The sequence below is a fragment of the Fructobacillus sp. ESL1129 genome (genome assembly GCF_058507945.1).
This window is the reverse complement of record NZ_CP196668.1, coordinates 245,322-266,364: the sequence shown is the minus strand read 5'-3', so window position 1 is coordinate 266,364 and position 21,043 is coordinate 245,322. Positions and strand designations below refer to the sequence as shown.

The 21,043-nt window shown below is 44.9% G+C and carries 21 protein-coding genes and 2 riboswitches; of the genes, 1 reads left to right on the top strand and 20 read right to left on the bottom strand.

Going from position 1 to position 21,043, the window contains the following annotated elements; all coding sequences use genetic code 11:
• Nucleotides 1-25: 25 nt before the first annotated feature.
• From ACSYSL_RS01340 to ACSYSL_RS01255, 18 genes are all read right to left on the bottom strand, one after another.
• Complete coding sequence (locus ACSYSL_RS01340) at nucleotides 26-865, bottom strand: DUF1129 domain-containing protein (RefSeq protein WP_491708795.1); 840 nt, start codon at nucleotides 863-865, stop codon at nucleotides 26-28.
• Nucleotides 855-1,196, bottom strand: coding sequence for a PadR family transcriptional regulator (locus ACSYSL_RS01335; RefSeq protein WP_491708794.1), 342 nt, complete (start codon nucleotides 1,194-1,196; stop codon nucleotides 855-857). Before ACSYSL_RS01335 ends, ACSYSL_RS01340 begins: the two co-directional genes overlap by 11 nt.
• Before the next feature lie 111 nt (nucleotides 1,197-1,307).
• Nucleotides 1,308-2,132: a MetQ/NlpA family ABC transporter substrate-binding protein gene (locus ACSYSL_RS01330; RefSeq protein WP_491708793.1), complete on the bottom strand. Its 825-nt coding sequence runs from the start codon at nucleotides 2,130-2,132 to the stop codon at nucleotides 1,308-1,310.
• Nucleotides 2,133-2,159: 27 nt separating this feature from the next.
• Nucleotides 2,160-3,299 carry an amidohydrolase gene (locus ACSYSL_RS01325; protein WP_491708792.1) on the bottom strand — a complete coding sequence of 380 codons (1,140 nt, stop codon included), beginning with the start codon at nucleotides 3,297-3,299 and terminating at the stop codon, nucleotides 2,160-2,162.
• A 332-nt stretch (nucleotides 3,300-3,631) separates the two neighbouring features.
• Nucleotides 3,632-4,975: a branched-chain amino acid transport system II carrier protein gene (gene brnQ / locus ACSYSL_RS01320; protein ID WP_491708791.1), complete on the bottom strand. Its 1,344-nt coding sequence runs from the start codon at nucleotides 4,973-4,975 to the stop codon at nucleotides 3,632-3,634.
• 260 nt (nucleotides 4,976-5,235) lie between these two features.
• A complete protein-coding gene (gene brnQ, locus ACSYSL_RS01315) occupies nucleotides 5,236-6,576 on the bottom strand; it encodes a branched-chain amino acid transport system II carrier protein (protein WP_491708790.1) in 1,341 nt (446 codons plus the stop codon).
• 294 nt (nucleotides 6,577-6,870) lie between these two features.
• Nucleotides 6,871-7,440, bottom strand: a complete 570-nt coding sequence (gene thiT / locus ACSYSL_RS01310; protein WP_491708789.1) for an energy-coupled thiamine transporter ThiT — start codon at nucleotides 7,438-7,440, stop codon at nucleotides 6,871-6,873.
• A gap of 73 nt (nucleotides 7,441-7,513) precedes the next feature.
• Nucleotides 7,514-7,612, bottom strand: a riboswitch (TPP riboswitch).
• A gap of 94 nt (nucleotides 7,613-7,706) precedes the next feature.
• Nucleotides 7,707-8,351, bottom strand: coding sequence for a TetR/AcrR family transcriptional regulator (locus ACSYSL_RS01305; RefSeq protein WP_491708788.1), 645 nt, complete (start codon nucleotides 8,349-8,351; stop codon nucleotides 7,707-7,709).
• Between the two features lie 29 nt (nucleotides 8,352-8,380).
• On the bottom strand, nucleotides 8,381-9,478 hold the full coding sequence (locus ACSYSL_RS01300; RefSeq protein ID WP_491708787.1) for an ABC transporter permease: 1,098 nt from the start codon (nucleotides 9,476-9,478) through the stop codon (nucleotides 8,381-8,383).
• Nucleotides 9,475-10,197, bottom strand: a complete 723-nt coding sequence (locus ACSYSL_RS01295; protein WP_491708786.1) for an ABC transporter ATP-binding protein — start codon at nucleotides 10,195-10,197, stop codon at nucleotides 9,475-9,477. Before ACSYSL_RS01295 ends, ACSYSL_RS01300 begins: the two co-directional genes overlap by 4 nt.
• Before the next feature lie 101 nt (nucleotides 10,198-10,298).
• Nucleotides 10,299-11,156: an alpha/beta hydrolase gene (locus ACSYSL_RS01290; RefSeq protein ID WP_491708785.1), complete on the bottom strand. Its 858-nt coding sequence runs from the start codon at nucleotides 11,154-11,156 to the stop codon at nucleotides 10,299-10,301.
• Nucleotides 11,157-11,260: 104 nt separating this feature from the next.
• On the bottom strand, nucleotides 11,261-11,653 hold the full coding sequence (locus ACSYSL_RS01285) for a tautomerase family protein (protein ID WP_010690866.1): 393 nt from the start codon (nucleotides 11,651-11,653) through the stop codon (nucleotides 11,261-11,263).
• A gap of 71 nt (nucleotides 11,654-11,724) precedes the next feature.
• A complete protein-coding gene (gene thiM, locus ACSYSL_RS01280; RefSeq protein WP_491708784.1) occupies nucleotides 11,725-12,516 on the bottom strand; it encodes a hydroxyethylthiazole kinase in 792 nt (263 codons plus the stop codon).
• A gap of 12 nt (nucleotides 12,517-12,528) precedes the next feature.
• Nucleotides 12,529-13,986, bottom strand: a complete 1,458-nt coding sequence (thiD, locus tag ACSYSL_RS01275; RefSeq protein ID WP_491708783.1) for a bifunctional hydroxymethylpyrimidine kinase/phosphomethylpyrimidine kinase — start codon at nucleotides 13,984-13,986, stop codon at nucleotides 12,529-12,531.
• Nucleotides 13,983-14,630, bottom strand: coding sequence for a TenA family protein (locus tag ACSYSL_RS01270; protein WP_491708782.1), 648 nt, complete (start codon nucleotides 14,628-14,630; stop codon nucleotides 13,983-13,985). The genes thiD and ACSYSL_RS01270 overlap by 4 nt, the downstream gene beginning before the upstream one ends.
• 76 nt (nucleotides 14,631-14,706) lie before the next feature.
• A complete protein-coding gene (locus tag ACSYSL_RS01265) occupies nucleotides 14,707-15,375 on the bottom strand; it encodes an energy-coupling factor transporter transmembrane component T family protein (RefSeq protein WP_491708781.1) in 669 nt (222 codons plus the stop codon).
• Nucleotides 15,372-16,766, bottom strand: coding sequence for an ATP-binding cassette domain-containing protein (locus ACSYSL_RS01260; RefSeq protein WP_491708780.1), 1,395 nt, complete (start codon nucleotides 16,764-16,766; stop codon nucleotides 15,372-15,374). The genes ACSYSL_RS01265 and ACSYSL_RS01260 overlap by 4 nt, the downstream gene beginning before the upstream one ends.
• Nucleotides 16,767-16,776: 10 nt before the next feature.
• On the bottom strand, nucleotides 16,777-17,343 hold the full coding sequence (locus tag ACSYSL_RS01255; RefSeq protein WP_187753311.1) for an ECF transporter S component: 567 nt from the start codon (nucleotides 17,341-17,343) through the stop codon (nucleotides 16,777-16,779).
• Between the two features lie 91 nt (nucleotides 17,344-17,434).
• Nucleotides 17,435-17,523: riboswitch (TPP riboswitch) on the bottom strand.
• A gap of 142 nt (nucleotides 17,524-17,665) precedes the next feature.
• On the opposite strand from ACSYSL_RS01255, the gene ACSYSL_RS01250 reads away from it, so the two are divergent.
• Complete coding sequence (locus ACSYSL_RS01250; RefSeq protein WP_187753310.1) at nucleotides 17,666-18,103, top strand: MarR family winged helix-turn-helix transcriptional regulator; 438 nt, start codon at nucleotides 17,666-17,668, stop codon at nucleotides 18,101-18,103.
• A 36-nt stretch (nucleotides 18,104-18,139) separates the two neighbouring features.
• Here the strand turns inward: ACSYSL_RS01250 and ACSYSL_RS01245 are convergent, their stop codons facing one another.
• A complete protein-coding gene (locus ACSYSL_RS01245; protein ID WP_338342265.1) occupies nucleotides 18,140-19,483 on the bottom strand; it encodes an MFS transporter in 1,344 nt (447 codons plus the stop codon).
• A 150-nt stretch (nucleotides 19,484-19,633) separates the two neighbouring features.
• On the bottom strand, nucleotides 19,634-21,007 hold the full coding sequence (locus ACSYSL_RS01240; protein WP_491708779.1) for an MFS transporter: 1,374 nt from the start codon (nucleotides 21,005-21,007) through the stop codon (nucleotides 19,634-19,636).
• Nucleotides 21,008-21,043 lie beyond the last annotated feature (36 nt).

Below are 21,043 nucleotides of genomic sequence, written 5' to 3'. Positions count from 1 at the left end.
CATCGTTGGATGTCCGTTTTTTTAATTAATCATCATTCTTGATTTTCTTTAACATCCGCCAAGACACAAACCAAAAGATAACTAGCCCAAATCCTAATAGGCCTGCCAAAATGATTTTACCATTCTTTGTGGCAATCACTCCTTCAAGAAATGGTAAACGGGTCACAATGCCAACCACTGCTTGGAAAACAATGTAGTAATAAATGGGACGGTTAATAACTTGGCTAGTCACTGAAATTTTTTGGTAAATCGCCAGGATAATCAGCATGATCACAATGGCAGCAATCCCAACCCAACCGTCAAAACTCAGTCGTAATGGTGTTTTGACCCAAATGTTAATCGCAAGTGCTGGGAACAAAAGAGCCAGAAAAACAAGGAAAGTACATAGATACTTCAGCCACTTTTTCATCGGATTCTTCTTGAAAAGATAGATGACTTCACCCATCAGCCAGGTCGCCAGAAAACCAGCAGCAGTCAAGTAAATCCCCGCCAGCATGTAGTCACCTAAGTCAATGACTTTGCCAGGAACCGAAATGGCTGGAATAAAGGCAATGGCGAAGTAACCAAAGAAGACATAAAAAATCAAACTAAAGAAAGAAGATACTTTAACTGGTAAGTTTTTTAGCAATGAATCAGCCACCCGCTTTGGGTCAGCCCCGAAGTAATCAGCAGCCGATTGGCCATTCTTTTGAGCTTGTAAGATGTCTTGGAGAATTGCCAGCAACTGCTCTTCAATTGCTTGATTATCCTTAAACCAATTGGTTGTTCGCGCATAAATCATGAAATCGGTGTAAAAGGCTTCGTTTTCATCGTTCAAACCTTGTCGTAATTCATTATTTCGTTCGATTAATTGATCAATTGTCATTTGTTTCTCCTGTCATCATGAAGCCCATCGATTTCTCCAACTGGTGCCATTGATTGTAAAAGTCTTGCTTGGCTTCAATTCCCACCTGCGTTGGCAAATAATACTTCCGGTCGGGTCCATCAGGCGAAGGGCGGCTCTCCGATGTGAGCAAGCCCCTCTTTTCCATGGTCGCTAATAACGGATAAATTGTGCCCTTTGGAACCTGTCCAAGTCCAATCTCGTCAAGAGCAACAGTGATTCCGTAGCCATAGTTCGGCTGTTTTTCTAATATGCTCAACAGAATTCCCTGAAGAAATCCTTTTAATAGTTGACTGGAAATTGTCTGCGCCATTTCCCTGGCCCCTTTTTATTCAATAACGATAGTCTACAAGATACTGACTACTTTGTAAAGCATACTAGTTAACCATTAAAAAAAACGAGTCTTTTACTCGTTTCGTAAAAATCAGTTTTTATCAGCCGTTACCCAGGAATTGTCCTGGTTTTTACTTTCGAAGTACCTCTTAAACTCTTCCGATTCATAGGCGCGCTTTACATTCTGGACCCACTTCTTGTTCTTGTTTACCTTGTTCACTGTGAGGACCAAGTAATAATCATCCATCACTTTTTCTTTTAATAGATTCTCCTTTACAGGTACTTTGGCAGCGTAAGCAACTGAACCGGGTAAAACGACGTAGTCGAATTCGTCCTTCACGCGTGGAATTGTCGATGAATCAATTTCTGTGAACTGTAAGTTCTTCGGATTATCCGCAATATCTTTTTGCGTCACAGTCACTTCGTTAACACCAGCTTTCAAACGAATCAGTCCGTTCTGAGCCAAGATTCGGTAAGCTCGTGCCTTGTTCGAGACATCTTCAGGCACGGCAATTCGATCGCCATCCTGAAGATCTGCCAGACTCTTCTTCGAACCTTGATAAAGTCCCATCGGAATCGTTGGAATCTTAATAATGCCAGTCAGTTCACCCTTTTTCTCTTTGTCAAAGTTTTTGAGATAAGCACTGTGTTGGTCAACGCTTAGATCCGCCTCATTGTTATCAAGGGCAATGTCGGCATTTAATAAGTTGCTAAAATTTTTACTTTTAACGGTATAACCTTCCTTTTCAAGGATGGGTTTAATGCCGTTCATGAATAATTCGCTGTAAGGCCCGGGGGCCGTTGCAACTGTAATCACTTTGCTTTTACTCGTTTTATGCTTTGGACCAAATGAAAGAAAAGCCAGTAACAAAATACCTAAACCTACAATCAGCCAAATCATTTTCTTTTTTGTCATTTGCCTTCTCCTTTAGCAACTTAATTTTTAAGCACTTAATTTTTTTGACAGGATTTGAAGCGTTTCAACGTACCAAGCGGCTGCCGTTTTCAGTCCTTCATCATCGACTTTTAAATCTGAGTGATGAAGACCAGTGCTTATTCCTGACCCAACTTCAGCAAACACCGCTGGAATTGATTGACTATAAAAAGCAAAATCTTCTCCCCCCGCTGATGGTGCGTTTTCGACAATGTTCAACTTCTTCCTCAATGAATCCTGCACTTGCTTTGCTAAATCAACGTTGTTCCATAAAACAGGTGGTCCAGAAATCCAATCAATTTCAGAGGACAGCCCAAATGCTTCGCCTTGCAGTTTAACAATCTGCTCGAATCGCTCTCTGGCCAACGTTTGGTCAGTGGTTGAAAATGTTCGAATCGTGCCTTCAAACCAAGAATCATCAGGAATAACATTCCATGTTGACCCAGCCTCAACATGGGTGACGGACAGCACAGCAGCGTGCTGCGGGTCGATGTTCCGTGACACGACGCTTTGCAAAGACGAGATAATGTTGGCCATTCCAAGAACAGGGTCCACGTTTTTATCTGGATGAGCAGCGTGTCCGCCCCTTCCGTGGAGCCTAACTTTAAATTGGTCAACCGCCGCGTTTCGAGCCCCTCCTTCAATCGAAAGGGTGCCGACTGACATTGCTGGATCATTATGAAACCCAATGATGAATTGAGCATCATCTAAAATGTGAGAACGAAGCACCACTTCGGCACCTTGATGCGTTTCCTCTGCAGGCTGGAAAACAAAAAGAACACGTACGTTCAAACTGTCTTCCATTTCCTTTATCCTTTCGGCCGCCGCAAGCAAACTGACGGTATGAAAGTCATGACCACAAGCATGCATGATTCCTTGAGCAACTGAGGAATACGGAAGCGCTGTTTTTTCTTGTATGGGCAGGGCGTCAATATCGGCTCGTAGCACAATAACCGGTGCCTCTTTTGGGCCAAAAGCAGCTACTACTCCGGTTTTCATTAAGGTGGGTGTTATGATTTCAAGACCTAGGGTCTTAAGGCGTTCTTCGATACGTGCTGTTGTTTCAAATTCTTGCATCGGCAATTCTGGATGCTTATGTAAGTTGTGACGGAAGCGGTATAAGTCTTCCCATTTTTCCTCTGTTAACATCATTTCCTCCATAAAAAAAGCCAGTTTTTCAGTATCGTCATACTGAAAAACTGGCACTTAATGGGCATTATAGCCACGAAGATAGTCAAGTTGATGCAATATGAACGCTAAAAAGTCACCTTGGACAGGAGCTAATCAATCGTTCATATTGGATTTCGATTGCTAGCTCTTACTTTTCGTAACAGCAGCAGTTCATCTGCTTCATTGACATCGTGAATCATCCCTTCGTTTTATCTTGTTATAAGTTTAGCATGAAATTCTTCACTGTCAAACAAATAAAAAAGCCAACCCTAATCTGAGCCGACCTTTATAGTCCACAATTATAAGTGAACTTACTTTCCAAGCTCCTTTTTCTTCAAGAACTTCCAGAGCAGTGCCAGAACGACACCAGCCAGTGCGGGCAATACCCAACCGAAGCCTTCGGCAGCCAGCGGCAAGTTGGTCGTATAGCCCTTGACCACGTTTGCGGCCCAGGCTTGGCTAGCCAATGGTGAGGCAGCCAGTGCATCCAAGAAGGCGGGCACCGTCACTGCGGCAACCACAAAGCGGTACATCGTACCGTCTTGCTTCACCCACTTGTTCGACACTCCCAACAAAGTCAAAGTCAGGGCGTATGGGTACAAGAGCATCAATACGGGGGCTGACCAGGCGATAATGTTCGTCAAACCGGCGTTGGCCGTTACAAAGGAACCAAAGGCGATGAGACGCAACCACCAGAGGTAAGAAACCTTTGGAAAGACGCGGTGCAAGTCCTGAGCAAAGGAAACAAAAAGCCCCATGGCGGTCGTGAAGACGGCCAGAGTCACGATGACACCGGTTGAAAGAACACCGACGTTTCCCGTGTAATGCGTGATGATTTCAGAAAAGGCCGTTCCACCATTGGCGGCAGCCTTCATTGTTCCAAGCGAGGAGACGCCGAGCAAAACCGTGGCTACGTAGATTAGTGATTCCATCAAGATGGCAACCAGACCTGACTTGGCCAAGACCTTCGAAACGTTTGTTCCAGTGAAGCCAAGGGCGCGAACAGCGTAGACAACGGAAACGGCCAAGGCTAAGAGCGCTAGACCATCCATTGTGTTATAACCGTCCAAGATTCCTTGAAAAGCCGCGTGGTGCTGATAAGCCGCGGCCACGCGTTGACTCAAGTCCCCCATTGGTAAAACCAGGGCCAAAACCAAGATCAAGCCCAAAAGTACCAAGAAGATGGGGTTTAGATACTTGCCGACCCACTTCATCAAGTTGGACTGTTTGACCGTTAAGATGTAGGCCAGTCCAAAGAAGACGGCTGAGAAAACAAGCATGGCCAATTGCTGGTAACGAGCAGGAACCAACGGTGCGACACCCATGGCAAAGGCCGTGGCCGCCGTACGTGGCGTTCCGAAGAGTGGACCGATGGTGAAGTGGATTGCCACCAGCACAACCGTTCCAAACCAAGGGGCGACTGGCTTGGCAATGTCATAGACGGACTTGGAATCCGTTAAAGAAACCGCCAACATGGCCAGGAATGGCAACAAGGCACCTGTCAAAAGGAAGCCAAGCACGGCGGGCAGCCAGTTATGACCGGCGAGTTGTCCCAATTGAACTGGGAAGATCAAGTTTCCGGCACCAAAGAACATACCGAAGATGAGCGAAGCAACCAAGAAGAGCTGCTTCGTTGTTAATTTCTGATTTTCCATTATGAAAAACTCCTTTAATTTTTCATCTTAAGTTTTTTGACAAATAAAAAGACCAGCTACGCAAAACGCAGCTGGTCAACATTCATTCGCTCAGCCGCCTATCCGTTTTTGGATAGGCAGACCAAAACATCAGCACCTATCCCTATGGAATAATAATGCTGATAATAATGGCTTGGTTGTTTTGGAATGAATTCGTCATTTGTTTACTCACTTAATTTGATAAATCAATTAAAACATAATGAGAAAAACTTGTCAATTCTTTAGGCGGTTTGCTTCCGTTGAATGGTCTGCCATACCATGGCTACCAAAGCACCAATAATCGCTGGTAGTACCCAGCCAAAGCCTTCAGCAGCCAATGGAATGATGGCATGGTAAACATCAGCCACCTGAAGCGCCCAATTGGTTGACTTGGCGGGTGAAGCCAACAAACCATCTAGCAAAGCCGGGATGGTAATGAAGGCCATCACCGTCCGGTACATGATGGGGCTTTGCTTCACCCACTTATTCAAAACGGCCAAGATGGTTAGCGCCAGTGTGAATGGATAGATAATCATCAAGGCAGGAATTGAAAAGGCAATGATTTTAGTCAAACCAGCATTTGCAGTAATAAACGATCCGATGGTGATAACACGCAACCAGTTTTTGTATGAAATCTTTGGAAAGACTTTATGCAAATCTTGTGAGAAGGAAGCTGACAAGCCCATCGCCGTCGTGAAAACAGCTAATGTAACAATCAGACCCGTCATCAAAATACCGACGTTTCCCGTGTAGTGAATGATAACGTTCGATAAAGCCGTTCCCCCATTATCAGAAACTGGCATGATGCCCAATGATGTTACTCCTAAGAGTGCCGTGGCGATGTAAATCAGTGACTCTAATAAGATGGCCAGCAATCCTGACTTAGCCAGAAGCTTTGGTACCTGCTTGTCGGAGAACCCCATGTTCTTAACGGCGTAAACAACTGAAACCGCAAAGGCTAGGAGGGCCAAACAATCCATTGTGTTATACCCTTCCAGGATTCCTTGGAAGGCTGGAGCGACTTTGTAGGCACCAGACACCTTCTGGTCCAAGCCACCCATCGGCATGATTAAGGCAAGCAGTAAAATCACTGCCAACAGAATCAAGAACAGTGGGTTCAAGTACTTACCAACCCACTTCGTTAAGTTCGACTCTTTCAAAGTCAATCGGTAAACCATCAAGAAGAAGATGGCTGAAAAAATCAACATGGCGAGTTGCTGATAGGCCGTTGGAATCAATGGCGCAATTCCCATAGCAAAGGCCGTGGCCGCCGTACGTGGCGTGGCAAAGAGTGGCCCTAATGAAAAGTGAATGGCCACAACCATGATGGTTGCAAACCAAGGAGCCACTGGCTTGGCTATGTCAAAAACCGACGTTGACTTGGTCAAAGCCATCCCGAGCATTGCCAAGAATGGTAGCAAAGCCCCGGTTAAAAGGAAACCAGAGATGGCGGGCCAGACGTGGCCACCCGCCAACTGTCCCAGTTGAACGGGGAAAATTAGGTTGCCAGCCCCGAAAAAGAGACCGAAAATTAGTGATGTGATTAGTAAGAGCTGTCGCTTACTCGCTCGTTGTTCTTGCATGGTAATACTCCTCATTTTTTTGAAACTCGTTAATCAAAACAAACAAAAAAGCCAGTTGCGTTAAGCAACTGGCTTCGTCAATGACTCAATCAGCTGCCCATCCTAATGTCGGATAGGCAGGCCAAAAATCAGCACCCTATCCTAACGGATAACGACGCTGACGACGACGGCTGAATTGTGAGTCAAAAAATTGTTCATGATTTTTCTCGTTTCATTTGATACTCACATTAAAACAAAATGAGATTGCCTTGTCAAGACTTTTTATGAAAATGTGCTTACTAAAGTCATGAAAGCTCAATCAACCGTAATCATCTTTGGATAAACACGGGCAATGATGACCAAGACAACTGCTGAGGCAATAAAGGATGGTAACATGTACGATCCGTTATAAAGAGTGGAATACAACCAAACACCCTCGCCCTTTGGTGCGTATTGGCCAAAGAAAATGACGGCTGACAGCATATGGGACAAGAAACGCAGGAAAGATCCCACGAAGACCCCAGCAATCAACCAGAGCGTCCCCTTTCCCATTTCCTTGTTCACAAAGGCCTTCTTAACCATTGGGACAGTCACAGCTGTGAAACCGACCAACCCGAAAGCCAATGGGTAATCCAGGAACGCCTGAAAAGGTGTCAAAATATAGGCACCTAAGATTAACTTGATGAGTCCAAACAGAATTCCGACTGTTAAACCACCCTTATAGCCATAACGATACGCCATAATCATCGTTGGTACCATTTGAAATGAAATGGAGCCACCCTCACCCCAAAGACGAATTGACCAGAAACTCAAGACAACGGATAAGGCGATGAAAAGCGCCAATTCCGTGATAAAACGTAAATTTTGCGACTGCGTGTTCTGCATTTTTTTCTCCTCTTAGTGCATCAGTCCACAAAAAAACAACCATCCGAAACAGCAAAAGCGAACGGACGGTTGTCTTAATCTTTTCTGTTTTCCCTACGCGTGTCTTAACACAACAGGTTCGAAGGGTCGGCTTGCGCACTCTCAGCTCCAAAGAGCTCCCCTAAACGGACGTTATTTATTTGTTATCACCATTATAACCAGGTCCAAGCGCTTTTGACAAGCCATCACACAATAAAAAAGTCGGTTGCTTTTGCAACCGACTCCGTCTAATTAATCTGATAAATTCCCGCTAAAATAATTTGACGTGTTTGCTCCAGTCGCTGTTCAATAGCAGATCCCGACAACTGTAGACCCATGCGCTGCTCCTCAATAAAGATGAGTAACATCTGTGAGGCAACCAAGCGAAGGATATCCTGCCCTGATAATTTAGCATCCGGGCCAGCTAGTTCCTCAATGATTTTAGTAATGAACCAAAACTTATCCGTCAACGCATTTTCTAGTTTTTTCATTAAAGTCTCGTCCACCATTAATTGCGCAACTAAGATAATCAAGACATCTTGATTGGAATCCATGAACCGAAAGCGGTCATGCAAAACAAAGGATAAAAATTCTTCAAATGACTCGTGCCCAGCTGCATCCTGTAATTTTGCAACAAATTCATCACCATACTTTGGCAACAGATTTTCAATGGCCAAATTTAAAATCTGGTCGAGCAACCCCTCTTTATTTTTAAAGTACTTGAAGATGACTGCCTGACTAACACCAGCTTCCTTGGCGATGGCCGCAGTCGATGTACTGGCGTACCCTTGGCTCGCAAACAATTGAATGGCTGCTTGAAGAACTTTCTTTTGAGAAGGGGTCACCTTTTTTTCTTCAGATAGCTTCACAAAATCTTGAACAATTTGATCCATTTTGCCACCCCTTTTTCAGACTGAATCCATTATACCTTACGATAACGACGCAGACCAAAGATGTTCAATGCCGTCAAAACGACTAAGAAAATAACCAAGGCGACAATCTGTCCAGAAATGGCTGAGAAACCCTGTCCCTGAAGAACAACAGTGTTCATTGCATCAGCTGCGTACTTCATTGGCAAAATATCGCCAATGGCTTGTGCCCAGGAAGCCATGGAATCAAACGGAATAATTCCTGAGAAAATCATTTGTGGCACAACAACGATTGGAATGAATTGAATCATCTGGAACTCTGACGCGGCCAGCGTTGAAACTAAGAGCCCCAGCGCCAAGGCAACCATTGCTAACAAGACATTGATGAGGAAGAGTAACCAAACAAAACCAAGCACCTCAACGTGAAGCAGTGTAATCGTAAAGGATACAATCACGGCCGTCTGCAAAACCGCAATCAGCGCATAAGACAACATGTAACCAAAAACGATTTCAGAACGGCGAACCGGCGTTGCTAACAACCGGGAAAGCGTACCCTTTGTTCGTTCCTTCAACAGTGAGATTCCTGAAATTAAGAAGACGAACATGAAGACGAAGAAGCCCATGAAAATCGGCATAATTGTGTCAAAGAAGCTCGTGTCCTTACCGCCATAATTGTACTTTTCAGAAAGGGACACGTTCACTTGCGTAGCCGGTTGCTGCCCAGCTTGTGTGGCTAACGCAACGTTTTGCTGGGCCATCGCCCCGACTTTTATCTTACTGAAGGTGCCGTTCACAACTTGACGAATCATTGCTGTTTTGGAAGCATCGATGTTGGCATAACGAATTTCAAATTGGTTGTTCCCCGTTTGCGTCAGGACGGCATCAATGTCCTTGTCCTTCAAAGCTGATTTAGCCTTGCTATCGGAAGAATAAGCTTTGGTGGAAACGTGGCTTGTTTGATCAAGGGTTTGGCTCACCACTTGTTCCACACGGACCGTTCCAATTTCAACGGAGGGTGTTGAGTTAATGGTAAAGACGTAGTTCAAGAGCGACAGGATTAAAACAGGCGCTAAAAACATCAATGCTAAAGTCCGCTTATCGCGCATCATTTCCATCAAAATTCGCTTTGCAATGGCTAATGTTCGGCTCATGACAATTCCTCCTCTGCCTTCAAGAAGACGTCTTCGATACTTGGTACGCCGTAATCGGCCTCCAACTTCTTTGGTGCATCATTGGCGATGACCCGTCCCCCCATTAGTAGGGCAACCCGGTCAACCAATTCAGCCTCGTCCATTACGTGGGTGGTGACCAAGATAGCGTGTCCCGCTTCCTTCATCTTATGAAGTTCGGACCAGATTTGACGGCGCAACGCTGGATCAATTCCAACTGTTGGTTCGTCTAAAACAAGTAGTAATGGGTTGCCGAGTAGGGCAATGGCCAATGACAAACGACGCTTCATTCCCCCTGAAAAGCCAGACACATATTGGTCGAGCTTGTCACCAAGTGAAACAACATTCGCCACTCGTTCAATCTCTTGCTCCAAGACTTCCTTATCGATGCCTCGCATCTCGGCAAAGAACTTTAGGTTAGCACGAGCCGTTAACGATTCGTACAGCGCATCAGATTGTGCCATATATCCCATTTGGCCAAGTAGTTCGCGATTTGGCATCACCTTACCGAAAACATAAGCGGTACCAGAATCCGCCTTTTCGACACCCAAAGTCACGTTGATGACCGTTGACTTACCAGCTCCGGATGGACCGAGCAAACCGAGGATTTCTCCCCGACCCAACGACAGGTCAACGTCCTTCAGGACTTTTAGGCTACCAAAGGACTTGGCAACTTTTTCCAAAGAAATGACTTTTTCCATAATGGACTCCTTTTACGCATAGCGAGTGATTACTCACTCACTAATATACACCAACTTTTTACACTGTCAACAAAAAAAGACGGCAAAGCCGTCTTTTTTCTTTATTTCTTTAAGAACGCCAGTATAGCCGCATCAACTGCCTTATTTTCATGCAACTTGGAATGCTGTCCATCCGCACCGGTAATCAGTTTTTCCTCATAAGTCGAAGGACTTTGAACCAAGTACTTTAAGGACTTAGACGAATTATTATAAACCGTCGTATCGTTATTACCAGAACCCTGCGAATTACCATAAATGTTCAGCACCTGAACCTGGTGCTTTTGATAATACTCACGCAGGGGTAATAAACGTTTGTAGTACGTAGACTGATTGACTGGTTGCCCGTCGTCTTTTAGGGAAGAATCGGATTCAGGCTCCGTTAACATTAAACCGTTATAGGTACCGGCTAAGTCAATTTGTTTCTTAACTACTGGCAACGAATCGCTCTTACGATCAGCCGTTGCCATCAAATAGTAGGCAATGGCCATGTTCCCCATGGAGTGTCCCACCAAGTTAACCTGGTCGACCCCTTGCTTCTTTAAATTAGTCATGATGGTCTGCACCCAAGCGGCCGTCTTGGTGAAATCTTGGTTCTTGTTATTATCAAATTGAACCAAAATGAGCGGGTTTTTGTCTTCTTTTTGAATGCGCCGACCCATTTCAACCTGATCATTGTCCTTAACCGTCACGTTCACGCGCCGATTCGAATAACCCTGGTCAACCAAATACTGGGCCATTGACTTTTCAGCATTGCGTGATGAACCGTAACCATGGAAAAAAACCGTGGCGGTTTTACCAGAAGCAGTTGAGGAATTTGTCGCCGTTTTGTGTTGCGCATTCAGTGATTGGAAGACCGCGTAGCCAATTAAGACCAACAAAATAATCACTAAAAGGCCGATAATGCCATGCGTTTTTTTCATAAAATAGTTACTCCTTACCCTTTTATTGTAACGCCTTCATCACTATCATTCATATTAAAAAGAGAGTTAACCTTTCGGTTAACCCTGCTTTTATGAAACTCTTTTTACAATTCGCCGTTTAGGAAGTGATTCTTTCCCAAACCAAATGACCAATCTTCCGCATGATTGGTAGCAAAAGTAATAATCACGTCTTCGGGACGCACCCCGGCCTTATCTGACAAAGTCGCCACTAATTTTTTAGTGAAGGCTTTCTTTGCTGGCATTGGTCGTGGCGTTGACAAGATGGTAAAGAACAATGCCTTGGCCGTTCGTTCGTAACCCAGACCAACGTCTTGGAAGTTCAGTTCATAATCTTCGTGCTGCGTCACAATTTGAAAACGATCACGATCTGGCAGTGAAAGGGTTTCCTTGGCAACATCAAACGATAGTTGCATCAATTCCTTAATCTCTTCTGGCTTATATTGGTTCTTAACCATATCAATTTTCATTAATGGCATGTGCGATTCCCCTTATCTTTTCAATTAATTCTAGACTAACACAAAGTTGGGAAACTGACGCACGAAATCAGCTAAGCGAGCGAAACTTCTTGAATTTTAGCCGTCTTTGTTAGTTCGTCGTCATTGAGTTGGTAGAGGTGATCCAGTAAGGAAGTCTTGAAGGAGGCTGGTCCCTCAACCGTTCCTTCCTTCATGGCCAAGTCTGCGGCCACCGGCAAAATAGCTGCAACTCGAACGAACGCTTCGAAAGTCACTGTTTGCGCCAACCCGAGGGCTAAAATGCCATCCAAAGCATCCCCCATCCCCACGTTTTTAGCCAAGTACGGATGTCCGTTGTCAATTTGGAACACGCGTTGACCATCACTAACTGTATCGACTGCTCCTGAAATCACAACCCAAGCCTTGCTGCAACGAGCATAATCGAAAGCAGTTTGGACGGCATCGGCTTCACTAGTCGAGTCGATTCCCAGTCGGGACTGCTCCCCAGACAAGAGAGCAGCAATTTCACTTAAGTTTCCGCGAACGACTTTGACAGACACGGCTTCCATAATGGCCAATGCTTGTTCTTTCCGTAATTTCGAAGCACCGGCACCAACGGGGTCAAAAACGACTGGTTTTTGATTCTGATTGGCAAAGCGACCAAGATGAATTAACCGCTTGTGGCTTTCCTCCGACACCGTTCCCATGTTTAAGGCAACAGCCGAAGCTAGGGGAACCAGCGCTTCGTCATCGCGAAAATCTTCAGCAACCAATGGCGAACCACCTAAGTATGAAATCACGTCAGCAACCAATTGCTCCGTGACGTGGTTACCATTCATAATAACCATTGCTGGTTGTCGGTGCATCTGTTCTAAAAGAGACATGCGCTATTCCTCCTAATCTTTGCTAAGTCGTTGGACAGTTTTTGCTATGTTTGTACTTTTTGTAATGGCAGAAATGACCGCTAAGCCATCCGCTCCGTGTTGATAAACGGCCTGAGCCCGTTCTTCATTAATGCCTCCAATGGCAACCACCGGAACCGTTGCTGCTTCTTTAATTTCCCGTAACCCTTCAAGGTCAATGGTTGGCTTCGCATCCTTCTTAGTTGTCGTTTTGAAAACCGGTCCAACGCCAATATAGGCCAAGTCCGGCATCGCCGCTTGGCTGGCTTCTAATTCCGCCATTGTAGAAATGGAAAGTCCGATTAGCAATTCTGGCGCTTTTTTCACAATGGACTGGACGCTCGCGTCATCCTGACCAACGTGGACACCATCCGCATCAGCGGCAATCGCTAAATCGACATTATCGTCGATGAAGAGCAATGTTTTGGTTTCTTGACAGATTTCTTTCAAGACTCTAGCCACGGCAAGTTCTTCTAAAAAACTTGGTCGAACCGCTCCTTTTTCCCGGTACTGGACAACCGTCACACCGGCTAAACAGGCTTCCTTAACTAGGGAAAAAAGTTTGGCACGGTCCCCACCAACGTTTTCCAACCCAACCACGAGTTGACAGGAAAAGTCCAGCTCGTTCGTATTGTTAAAGCGTTGATTGGGATTTGGCCAAAGTGCTTGGTTAAGTGGTCCATGTCCATGCCCAATGAAAAGTGGCTGGGCAACAATATTGTTCATGTAGTCATTACCAATCAGGATGGCCCGCTTAAGGCTAATTCCCCGTGCCAACATAGCCGTGATGGCTGCCGATAGGGTATCACCGGTTCCATGCTTTCGGACAGTGTGGACTTTCTTTCCCTTCAAAACGAAGGAATCATCGCCCAACAAAGCATAGTTCAACACTTCATCACCTTCGAGGTGGCCCCCCTTCACCAAGACATTGGGAACCCCAAGTTCTTGAATCCGGTGGGCTGCCTCTGCCATGTCAGCTTCTGTTTGAATTGTCAAACCGGCCAATAATTCGGCTTCGGGGATGTTCGGCGTCACAAGTAACGCTTTTGGTAGCAGTTCTCTTTTCATGGCTGCCACCCCTTCTTTGTCCAATAACGGTGCACCACCCTTGGCCACCATTACCGGATCAATGACTAGTTGCTTAATGTGAAAACGTTCCACGTTCCTGGCGACCTCGGACACACGGACACCGTCAAAAAGAGCACCGGTTTTAGCTGCTTTGATATCAAAGTCAGACATCACCGACTCAAACTGGGCGGCAATGGCCACTGGATCCGTTGGATAAGCCCCTTGGACCCCCAATGTGTTTTGTGCCGTCAAACCAACCACCACGTTGGTCGAAAAAACGGAAAAGTGTTGCATCGTCTTAATATCAGCCTGCATGCCAGCACCGCCACCAGAGTCCGAGCCGGCGATGGTCAAAGCAGTTGGGTATTGTTGTGCTTCCCTCATCCCTCTTTCTCCAATGACTGTGCGAAGAAATCGTTTTCAAACTGAACGGCTTGGTAAAAGGCGGTTAATCCCCGCGATTGCATTTCCTCATCGACTTTGTCAGCTTCTTCTTCCAAGACCTTCATGAAGTCAACCGTTAATTGACCATCCGTCCCTTTGTAAAAGTCAAACCAAGGGTAAAACGGATTGTCCTTCTTAATCTGCCCACTCTCAATCATCTTTTCTGTTAAGTAACCGTATACATAGGGACAGGCAGCCAGTGAACACAGGAAGATAAAGTCGCCTTCCTTTTGGCTATCCTGAATATGCTTCAGGTAACCGGTCGTTGCCGGGAGCCATTCCTTGGTGATGGTCGCCTTAGCAGCCGGATCCTTTTCATCCGCCAACTTTTGCAACATCAAGTGTGGTTCGGTTTCTTGGTCACCCTCAAACTGGCGCAAAGACTCTGAATCAATACCAAAGTTATCCAAGCCCTTTGAAAAGAGCGGCAAGTAGACATCCAAGTAAATGTTGTCTTGATAGATATAGGTATAGAGTGCCCGGGCATCGATACGTCCTGCTTCACAATCCTTGATAAAAGGATTGGCCAAAAAAGCCGGCATGGCGTCCTGCATAATCTTCTTAAACTGTTCAATAAAAGTCATCTCATTCTCCTATATTCTTGTGTAATTAAATAAGCGAACTTACGTATTTCTTGCTATTAATTAATGTTTTCATATGCTAATACGGTAGCAGTCGAAGTAGCCCAATGGTCAATATGAGCACCAAGGCTAACCAGGCAAACCCGACTTTTTTGTATGGATAAGTCTGATACACAGACCGCTCCGCACCTTCTTGAAATCCGTGGGCTGTCATGGCCATTGCCAACGATTCAGACCACTGAATGGCTTGAATGAGCGCCTTGAAATACAGGGTCGGCTGGTACCAGTGTAGGCTAACACCACGCATTTGGCTGGCCGCTTGAATATTTTGGAAGGCTTGCTTGAATCGTGGCATAAAGTTCAATGCCGCAATCAATCCGTAGATAAAGGTATTCGATAAGTGGAGGTTTTGCTGAAGCGATTGAAGTAAAACCGCCTCTTTTGTCTTATTGACCAACCAAGCGCCTACAAAAATGAGCAGGAAGACACGGGACCCCATGACCAACCCAACGTGCAATCGATGACTCAAATCACCCTGTGCGTATAGGTAAAAGGACCAGAATGATCCAATGGCCGGAATAAACCCAACCGCCCAACAATACAAATAGCGTTTCAATGGCAAGCCCTGGTACAAAATCAAGCCGTTAAAGAACAGCAAGAGAATCACATTGAAAGAAAGCGAGTTGGTTAGCACAATTTCAAGTGACAGTAGTAAGGCTAAGAATAACCGCTGACTGGCATTCATCATATGGCCACCCCCTCTTTATCCACGAACTCCGCATTTTCAAGCGCTAAGTGCCGGTTCACAATCGGAGCTAGCGGAGCGATTTGGTGTGAAACAATAACCAACGTCACGTCTAGGTCTCGCCTCACTTCTTTAAGGAGAGCCAAAACGACCCCAACGGATTGTTCGTCTAAGCCAGCAAAGGGTTCGTCCAATAGTAAGACGGGACTAGCCATCACGAGCATTAAAAGCAATTGGAGCTTTTTTTGTTGCCCACCGGAAAGTGTGTAAACCGATCGATTACCTAGTCCCGCTAAGCCGAGTGCATGAAGGCTTCTTTCGATTCTTTCCGTCGACCAGTAGTTCTTTTGGTAGGTGTTTTTTTGCACCTGTTGAAGCTCTTCAGATACTGTAATGTCTAAAAACTGGTCAAGTGCACTTTGAAAAGCTAAGGTCACTTGCCGATAATAGTCTTTTTTCTTCCAACGGTGAAAGTCCTGGCCGAGGTAAGTTAATTGCCCCTCTGCCTTTTGGAGTCGGGCTAAGGCCTTCAGGAAAGAAGACTTACCAGAACCATTGGGTCCAGTAATTAACGTGCATTCGCCGGACTTCATTTCTAACTGTGCCTGTTCAATGAGCAAGCGCTGATCATTTTCCAATACCAGTTGTTTTAGCTGGAAAATTGGTCGACCCAGTGTTTCCTTTTGGACGGCAACAACTTGACTGGCCACTTTCTTTGGCCAATCTGCCTGAGCAACTTCGGTAAAATGCTGTTTTTGATATTGATAGAAAGCCGTCATTTTATCCAAATAACCATGATCGTCATGATCAGAAACAAAGATGGCATAGCCTTCGTTAGTCAAAGATTTCAGTAGCTGTTGAAGCTCCACCCTTGCCTGTGGATCAATGGCGGCAAAAGGCTCGTCCAACAGGAGGTATTTTGCTCCTGTTAAAAGGACCTCCGCTAACGCGACTTTTTGAAGCTCACCACCTGATAACTCACTTAACAATCGTTTGCGAAAACCAGTCAGGCCTACTTTAGTCAGTACCCGATCAATCTTGTTGGACATCGTATCAGGAGCCAGCTGCAGGTTTTCCATGGTGAAGATAAACTCTTCTTCAACCGTTGTCATCGCAAATTGCTCGCGTGGGTTTTGAAACAATAGTCCGACCAAACCGGCCCGCTTATTGGCAGGAATGTCGGTCAACGCCTGTCCATCGATGGTGACTTGACCAGTAATTTTACCCCCATACTGGGGGTACAGTCCGGCCATCGTTTTTAACAACGTAGACTTACCGCAGCCAGATGGACCCATCAATAAAATAAAGTCCCCACTAGCCATTTCAATCGAAAAGTCTGAAAAAAGCGTTTCTTTACGGTAAGTAAAACAAACATCCGAAACTTTTAGGGTCATCACTCTCCCCTTAATCGTTATCCGTACGCAGAAACTTTGAACGATCCAACAACTTCTCAATCCAGTTCACCAAAACACCTGCAAAGAAGAAGATGGAGAGGTAGCGAACAGCAAAGAGCAAAAGCAGCATTCCGAAGTGGTAGTTACCGAAACCTGACTGAAGATACTGCCAGCCAAAGGTCACAACCGTTCCCGTCAGCGTTGACAACCAGAGACCAAGCTTCCAGTTCTTATAGGCCGTTAGGGTGAAACCAAGTTCAGAACCCGCTCCCTGGATCAACCCAGCAAGCAAAGTCGCAACACCCCAGTAACCACCGAGGAACATTTCTCCGGCCGCCCCAATCATTTCAGCTAACAAAGCCGTTCCCGGCTTTTTCAAAACATAGGCCGCCAAGGGACCAGCCATCATCCAAACCCCGATGGTTAGTTCACCAGCAAAGGCCTGTAAGCCGACGGTCGTTAATGCGCCGGAGATAATTTGATACATCGGATCCATCAAAAAGTAAATGACCGAGAAAATAATCCCAATCAAAGCCAATAAGATGGCATCCCGTAATTTCCACTGTGTATTTTTCATGCTTTCCTCCTTTTTTATCAGGGGGACCATTGACAACGCAATGCAATAAAAAAATCACTCGTCTGGACGGAATCCAGCACGAGTGATCTCAAAAAAGCTTGTGCGAACTCCCTACGCTGGTATTAACCAACAGGTTCAATGGGTCTTATCTCAACCAAAAAGGTACCCCAGTTCTTGTATGCAATTAAATACAGACTTAATATACCAAGAAGCCACCACGTTAACAAGTTTTCCAACGAAATATTTTTTCATAACGGCTTGAAAAGTCAAAGGGAAAGCATTATATTATAAGCATACTTATTCTTTTAAAGGTGCTACTAAAATGACATTCAACGATGAATTACAATCATTTCAAAACTCCAATTCTCAGGTCTTCTTCGCCCTCTATACGGACTGGTTTCGTCAAATTAAAAGACAACTCCGTCGCATCGGACTCACCCATCCACAGGTCCAGGTATTAGCCGCCCTGCAGGACCTCAATAATCACGAAGAAGAAGTGACGCAGGTTATGGTTGCCAAGGCTGCCAACATTGATCCCATGACGGCCTCTGCCATCATTACTAAATTAGCTCGGGCAGATTATCTTGATCGTTTTCCTGGTAAAAAGAAGTTGCGAACAAAAGCCCTCTCGATTAATCAAAACGGTCAAAAACGACTAGCAGAAGCTCTCCAAATTCTCCATGACTTTGAAAAAGACTATTGGAAAGACCAAAACCCCAATCGTCGGGCATTAATGCAGGATGTTAAAAATCGATTGTAGTAAAAAAGCTGAGCCTTTCGCTCAGCCTTTTTATTTTTATTGATTAACCGACGCTTCGAGTGCTCGTACCCTACGTTCTTGGAAAACCAAGAAAATCAAAAGTACAATTGCAAAGATAGCCGCTCCATAGATGACGTTCGACGCCATGGACCAACCGTGTTGACGAACCAAAGACCCAATCAATGCCGTCGCAATTGTTTCACCAAAAATGTACTGGAAGAAGCCCATGAATCCGGCTGACAACCCCACAGCATAGTTAGGCACCGCTTCATTAATCATCAAACCAACAAGGGTTATTGGTGTATAAATCAACGTTCCCATTAAGAAGAGAACAACCACCAAAACGGCTTGGTTAGCAGTCGTAAAGTACAAAACTAAGCTGCCTAGCAATCCCAGCGCTGAAATCAAACAGATTAAGGCACGCCGTCCGTTGAAAAAGTCAGATAGTGCACCAAGTGCAATCACACCGGGAACCGCGGAAACTTCAAAAATTCCAACAAACCACTTTGCCCATGTAACGGAAAAGCCCTTCGTTGGTAAGTAAGAAGGAATCCACGACATGACCCCATACCGCACGATGTAAAAGGACATGGAAGCCAACGTCACCAGCCAAACGACTTTATTCAACAAAATACTATGAACAAAAGTCTGCATAAATGGCACAGAAGCTGTATCTTTTGTTGCTTTTTCACCGTTTGCGTCCACTTCAACATAGCCAGAATAAGTCCCAATATCTGGCAAGCCCACGCTTTCAGGCTTATCCGTGTTAATCAAAAGCATCAACGTCGCTAAAACAGCTGAAATCACAGATGCGACAATAAAGACGGCCGTTAACGACCCAGCAAATAAGAAAGTCGCCATTTCAATTGATAGGACACAGAAAAAGGCACCGGCGTTATGGGCAGAAGACCAAATGGAATAAGCCGTCCCACGACTTTTCTTGGAAAACCAAATAGAAATTTGGCGTTGACAGGCTGGAGCCCCCATTGCTTGCGTAATGGCAATCAACGTCATCAATACCAAAATGACCGGGAATGATTGCGTAAAGCCAATCAATAAGTTAAAGAAGGCAGATAGGTATAACCCAGCGGCCAAGAACCAACGTGCATTTAGCCGGTCAACCAGCGCTCCCATGAAGATTTTTGAGATACCGTACCCAACACCAAAGGTCGATAAGATTAGCCCTACCTGACCAATGTCAAAACCATAATTCTTCATAATGGACACTTGTTCGGTTGTAAATACCAAACGAATGATGTAGTACCCAATATATGAAAACGACGTTGCCAGTAAGACACCTAATTGACGGCGCTTATATTCAGTTTTAACCTGATCTGGCGAAAGTGAGCGATTCGCTCCTTTACTCTTGAAAGAAAACATCCTTATCCTCATCTCTAAATAAATGGATTAGCAACCACTAGAAACCTTTCATTTCGAATTGCCACCTTTTATTCTAGACAAAAAGAAGGAAACTGTCAACTAAACCCTCTAACTAAAACGCCTATATATAAACAATGTAAGCATTTACAATTAGAAATTACCCTCATCACAATGTCGGTTATTTTTCCTCGCAAGTTGTTGATTGGTCGTTTTTTCAATTAACCGTAAATGCCGTTCCTCAACAACCAAACGAAGCAAAAGAATCAGCGCAATCAATCCGGCTAAATAAATAACGTTAGCTCCCATCTGCCATCCAAATGACTTTACCAGAAGGCCAATCAATGCCGTTGCGATTGTTTCACCAAAGATATATTGGAAAAAGCCCATAAACCCAGTTGATAATCCCAGGGCATAGTTCGGAACGGCTTCATTAACCATCAAGCCCACTAACGACAAAGGTGTGTAGATAAGTGTGCCTAATAAGAAAAGAACGGCAATTAAAAGGACACGATTACTGGTTGTAAAATACATGACTAAACAGCCTAACATGGCGAGTACGGATACCAAACAAATCATTGCTCGCCGGCCATCAAGGTAGTCAGATAACGCGCCCAGCGCAATCACACCGGGTACTGCAGAAACTTCAAAAATGCCAACAAACCATTTTGCCCAGGTAACTGAAAAGCCCTTTGTTGGTAGATAGGATGGAATCCAAGATAAAATGCCGTAACGAACAATGTAAATCGACATCGACGTTAGCGTCACCAACCAGACAACACGGTTTAAAAGGATACTGTGGAGGAAAACCTGACGAATGGACAACTCTGTTTTCTTTTCAGTACAGGCCCTTCCCTTTGCATCGACCTCAACATAACCTGAATAAGTCCCGATGTCTGGTAATCCCACACTTTCCGGAGTGTCCGTATTAATCAAGAGCATCAACGTCGCAATTAAAGCAGAAAAAGCCGAAGCGACGACAAACACCATTGTTAACGACCCAGAGAAAAGAAAAGTTGCCAATTGAATCGAGGCAACGCAGAAGAAGGCACCGGCGTTATGAGCCGAAGCCCAAATTGAAAAAGTCGTACCGCGCTTCTTTTTGGAAAACCAAAGGGAGATCTGTCGTTGACAAGCGGGTGCCCCCATTGATTGCGTCACCGCAATCAGTAGCATTAATAGCAAAATGATCTTGAAATCCTTGGTAAAGCCAATTAACAAGTTAAAAAAAGCTGAAAGGTAAAGCCCAATCGCTAAGAACCACCGAGCGTTTAATCGATCGACTAAAGCGCCCATGAAAATTTTAGCAATGCCATAACCAACGCCAAATGTCGACAGAATCAGCCCTACTTGACCAATATCAAAACCGTATACCTTCATGATTCGAACCTGTTCGGTTGTGAAAACCAAACGAATCACGTAATAACCAATGTATGAAAAAGATGTTGCTAAAAGCACACCAATTTGACGGCGGTGATATTCCGCCTCCTGGTTAGGTACTTTTTTAACCCCATTCGTTGCAAACATATTGCGAACCTGCTTTCTATAAATCAAGAGGATGTA

Bases quoted from the DNA above. Each gene is read 5' to 3' on its own strand.
- ACSYSL_RS01340 (WP_491708795.1), bottom strand. From the start codon at position 865: ATGACAATTGATCAATTAATCGAACGAAATAATGAATTACGACAAGGT.
- ACSYSL_RS01335 (WP_491708794.1), bottom strand. From the start codon at position 1,196: ATGGCGCAGACAATTTCCAGTCAACTATTAAAAGGATTTCTTCAGGGA.
- ACSYSL_RS01330 (WP_491708793.1), bottom strand. From the start codon at position 2,132: ATGACAAAAAAGAAAATGATTTGGCTGATTGTAGGTTTAGGTATTTTG.
- ACSYSL_RS01325 (WP_491708792.1), bottom strand. From the start codon at position 3,299: ATGTTAACAGAGGAAAAATGGGAAGACTTATACCGCTTCCGTCACAAC.
- brnQ (WP_491708791.1), bottom strand. From the start codon at position 4,975: ATGGAAAATCAGAAATTAACAACGAAGCAGCTCTTCTTGGTTGCTTCG.
- brnQ (WP_491708790.1), bottom strand. From the start codon at position 6,576: ATGCAAGAACAACGAGCGAGTAAGCGACAGCTCTTACTAATCACATCA.
- thiT (WP_491708789.1), bottom strand. From the start codon at position 7,440: ATGCAGAACACGCAGTCGCAAAATTTACGTTTTATCACGGAATTGGCG.
- ACSYSL_RS01305 (WP_491708788.1), bottom strand. From the start codon at position 8,351: ATGGATCAAATTGTTCAAGATTTTGTGAAGCTATCTGAAGAAAAAAAG.
- ACSYSL_RS01300 (WP_491708787.1), bottom strand. From the start codon at position 9,478: ATGAGCCGAACATTAGCCATTGCAAAGCGAATTTTGATGGAAATGATG.
- ACSYSL_RS01295 (WP_491708786.1), bottom strand. From the start codon at position 10,197: ATGGAAAAAGTCATTTCTTTGGAAAAAGTTGCCAAGTCCTTTGGTAGC.
- ACSYSL_RS01290 (WP_491708785.1), bottom strand. From the start codon at position 11,156: ATGAAAAAAACGCATGGCATTATCGGCCTTTTAGTGATTATTTTGTTG.
- ACSYSL_RS01285 (WP_010690866.1), bottom strand. From the start codon at position 11,653: ATGCCATTAATGAAAATTGATATGGTTAAGAACCAATATAAGCCAGAA.
- thiM (WP_491708784.1), bottom strand. From the start codon at position 12,516: ATGTCTCTTTTAGAACAGATGCACCGACAACCAGCAATGGTTATTATG.
- thiD (WP_491708783.1), bottom strand. From the start codon at position 13,986: ATGAGGGAAGCACAACAATACCCAACTGCTTTGACCATCGCCGGCTCG.
- ACSYSL_RS01270 (WP_491708782.1), bottom strand. From the start codon at position 14,630: ATGACTTTTATTGAACAGTTTAAGAAGATTATGCAGGACGCCATGCCG.
- ACSYSL_RS01265 (WP_491708781.1), bottom strand. From the start codon at position 15,375: ATGATGAATGCCAGTCAGCGGTTATTCTTAGCCTTACTACTGTCACTT.
- ACSYSL_RS01260 (WP_491708780.1), bottom strand. From the start codon at position 16,766: ATGACCCTAAAAGTTTCGGATGTTTGTTTTACTTACCGTAAAGAAACG.
- ACSYSL_RS01255 (WP_187753311.1), bottom strand. From the start codon at position 17,343: ATGAAAAATACACAGTGGAAATTACGGGATGCCATCTTATTGGCTTTG.
- ACSYSL_RS01250 (WP_187753310.1), top strand. From the start codon at position 17,666: ATGACATTCAACGATGAATTACAATCATTTCAAAACTCCAATTCTCAG.
- ACSYSL_RS01245 (WP_338342265.1), bottom strand. From the start codon at position 19,483: ATGTTTTCTTTCAAGAGTAAAGGAGCGAATCGCTCACTTTCGCCAGAT.
- ACSYSL_RS01240 (WP_491708779.1), bottom strand. From the start codon at position 21,007: ATGTTTGCAACGAATGGGGTTAAAAAAGTACCTAACCAGGAGGCGGAA.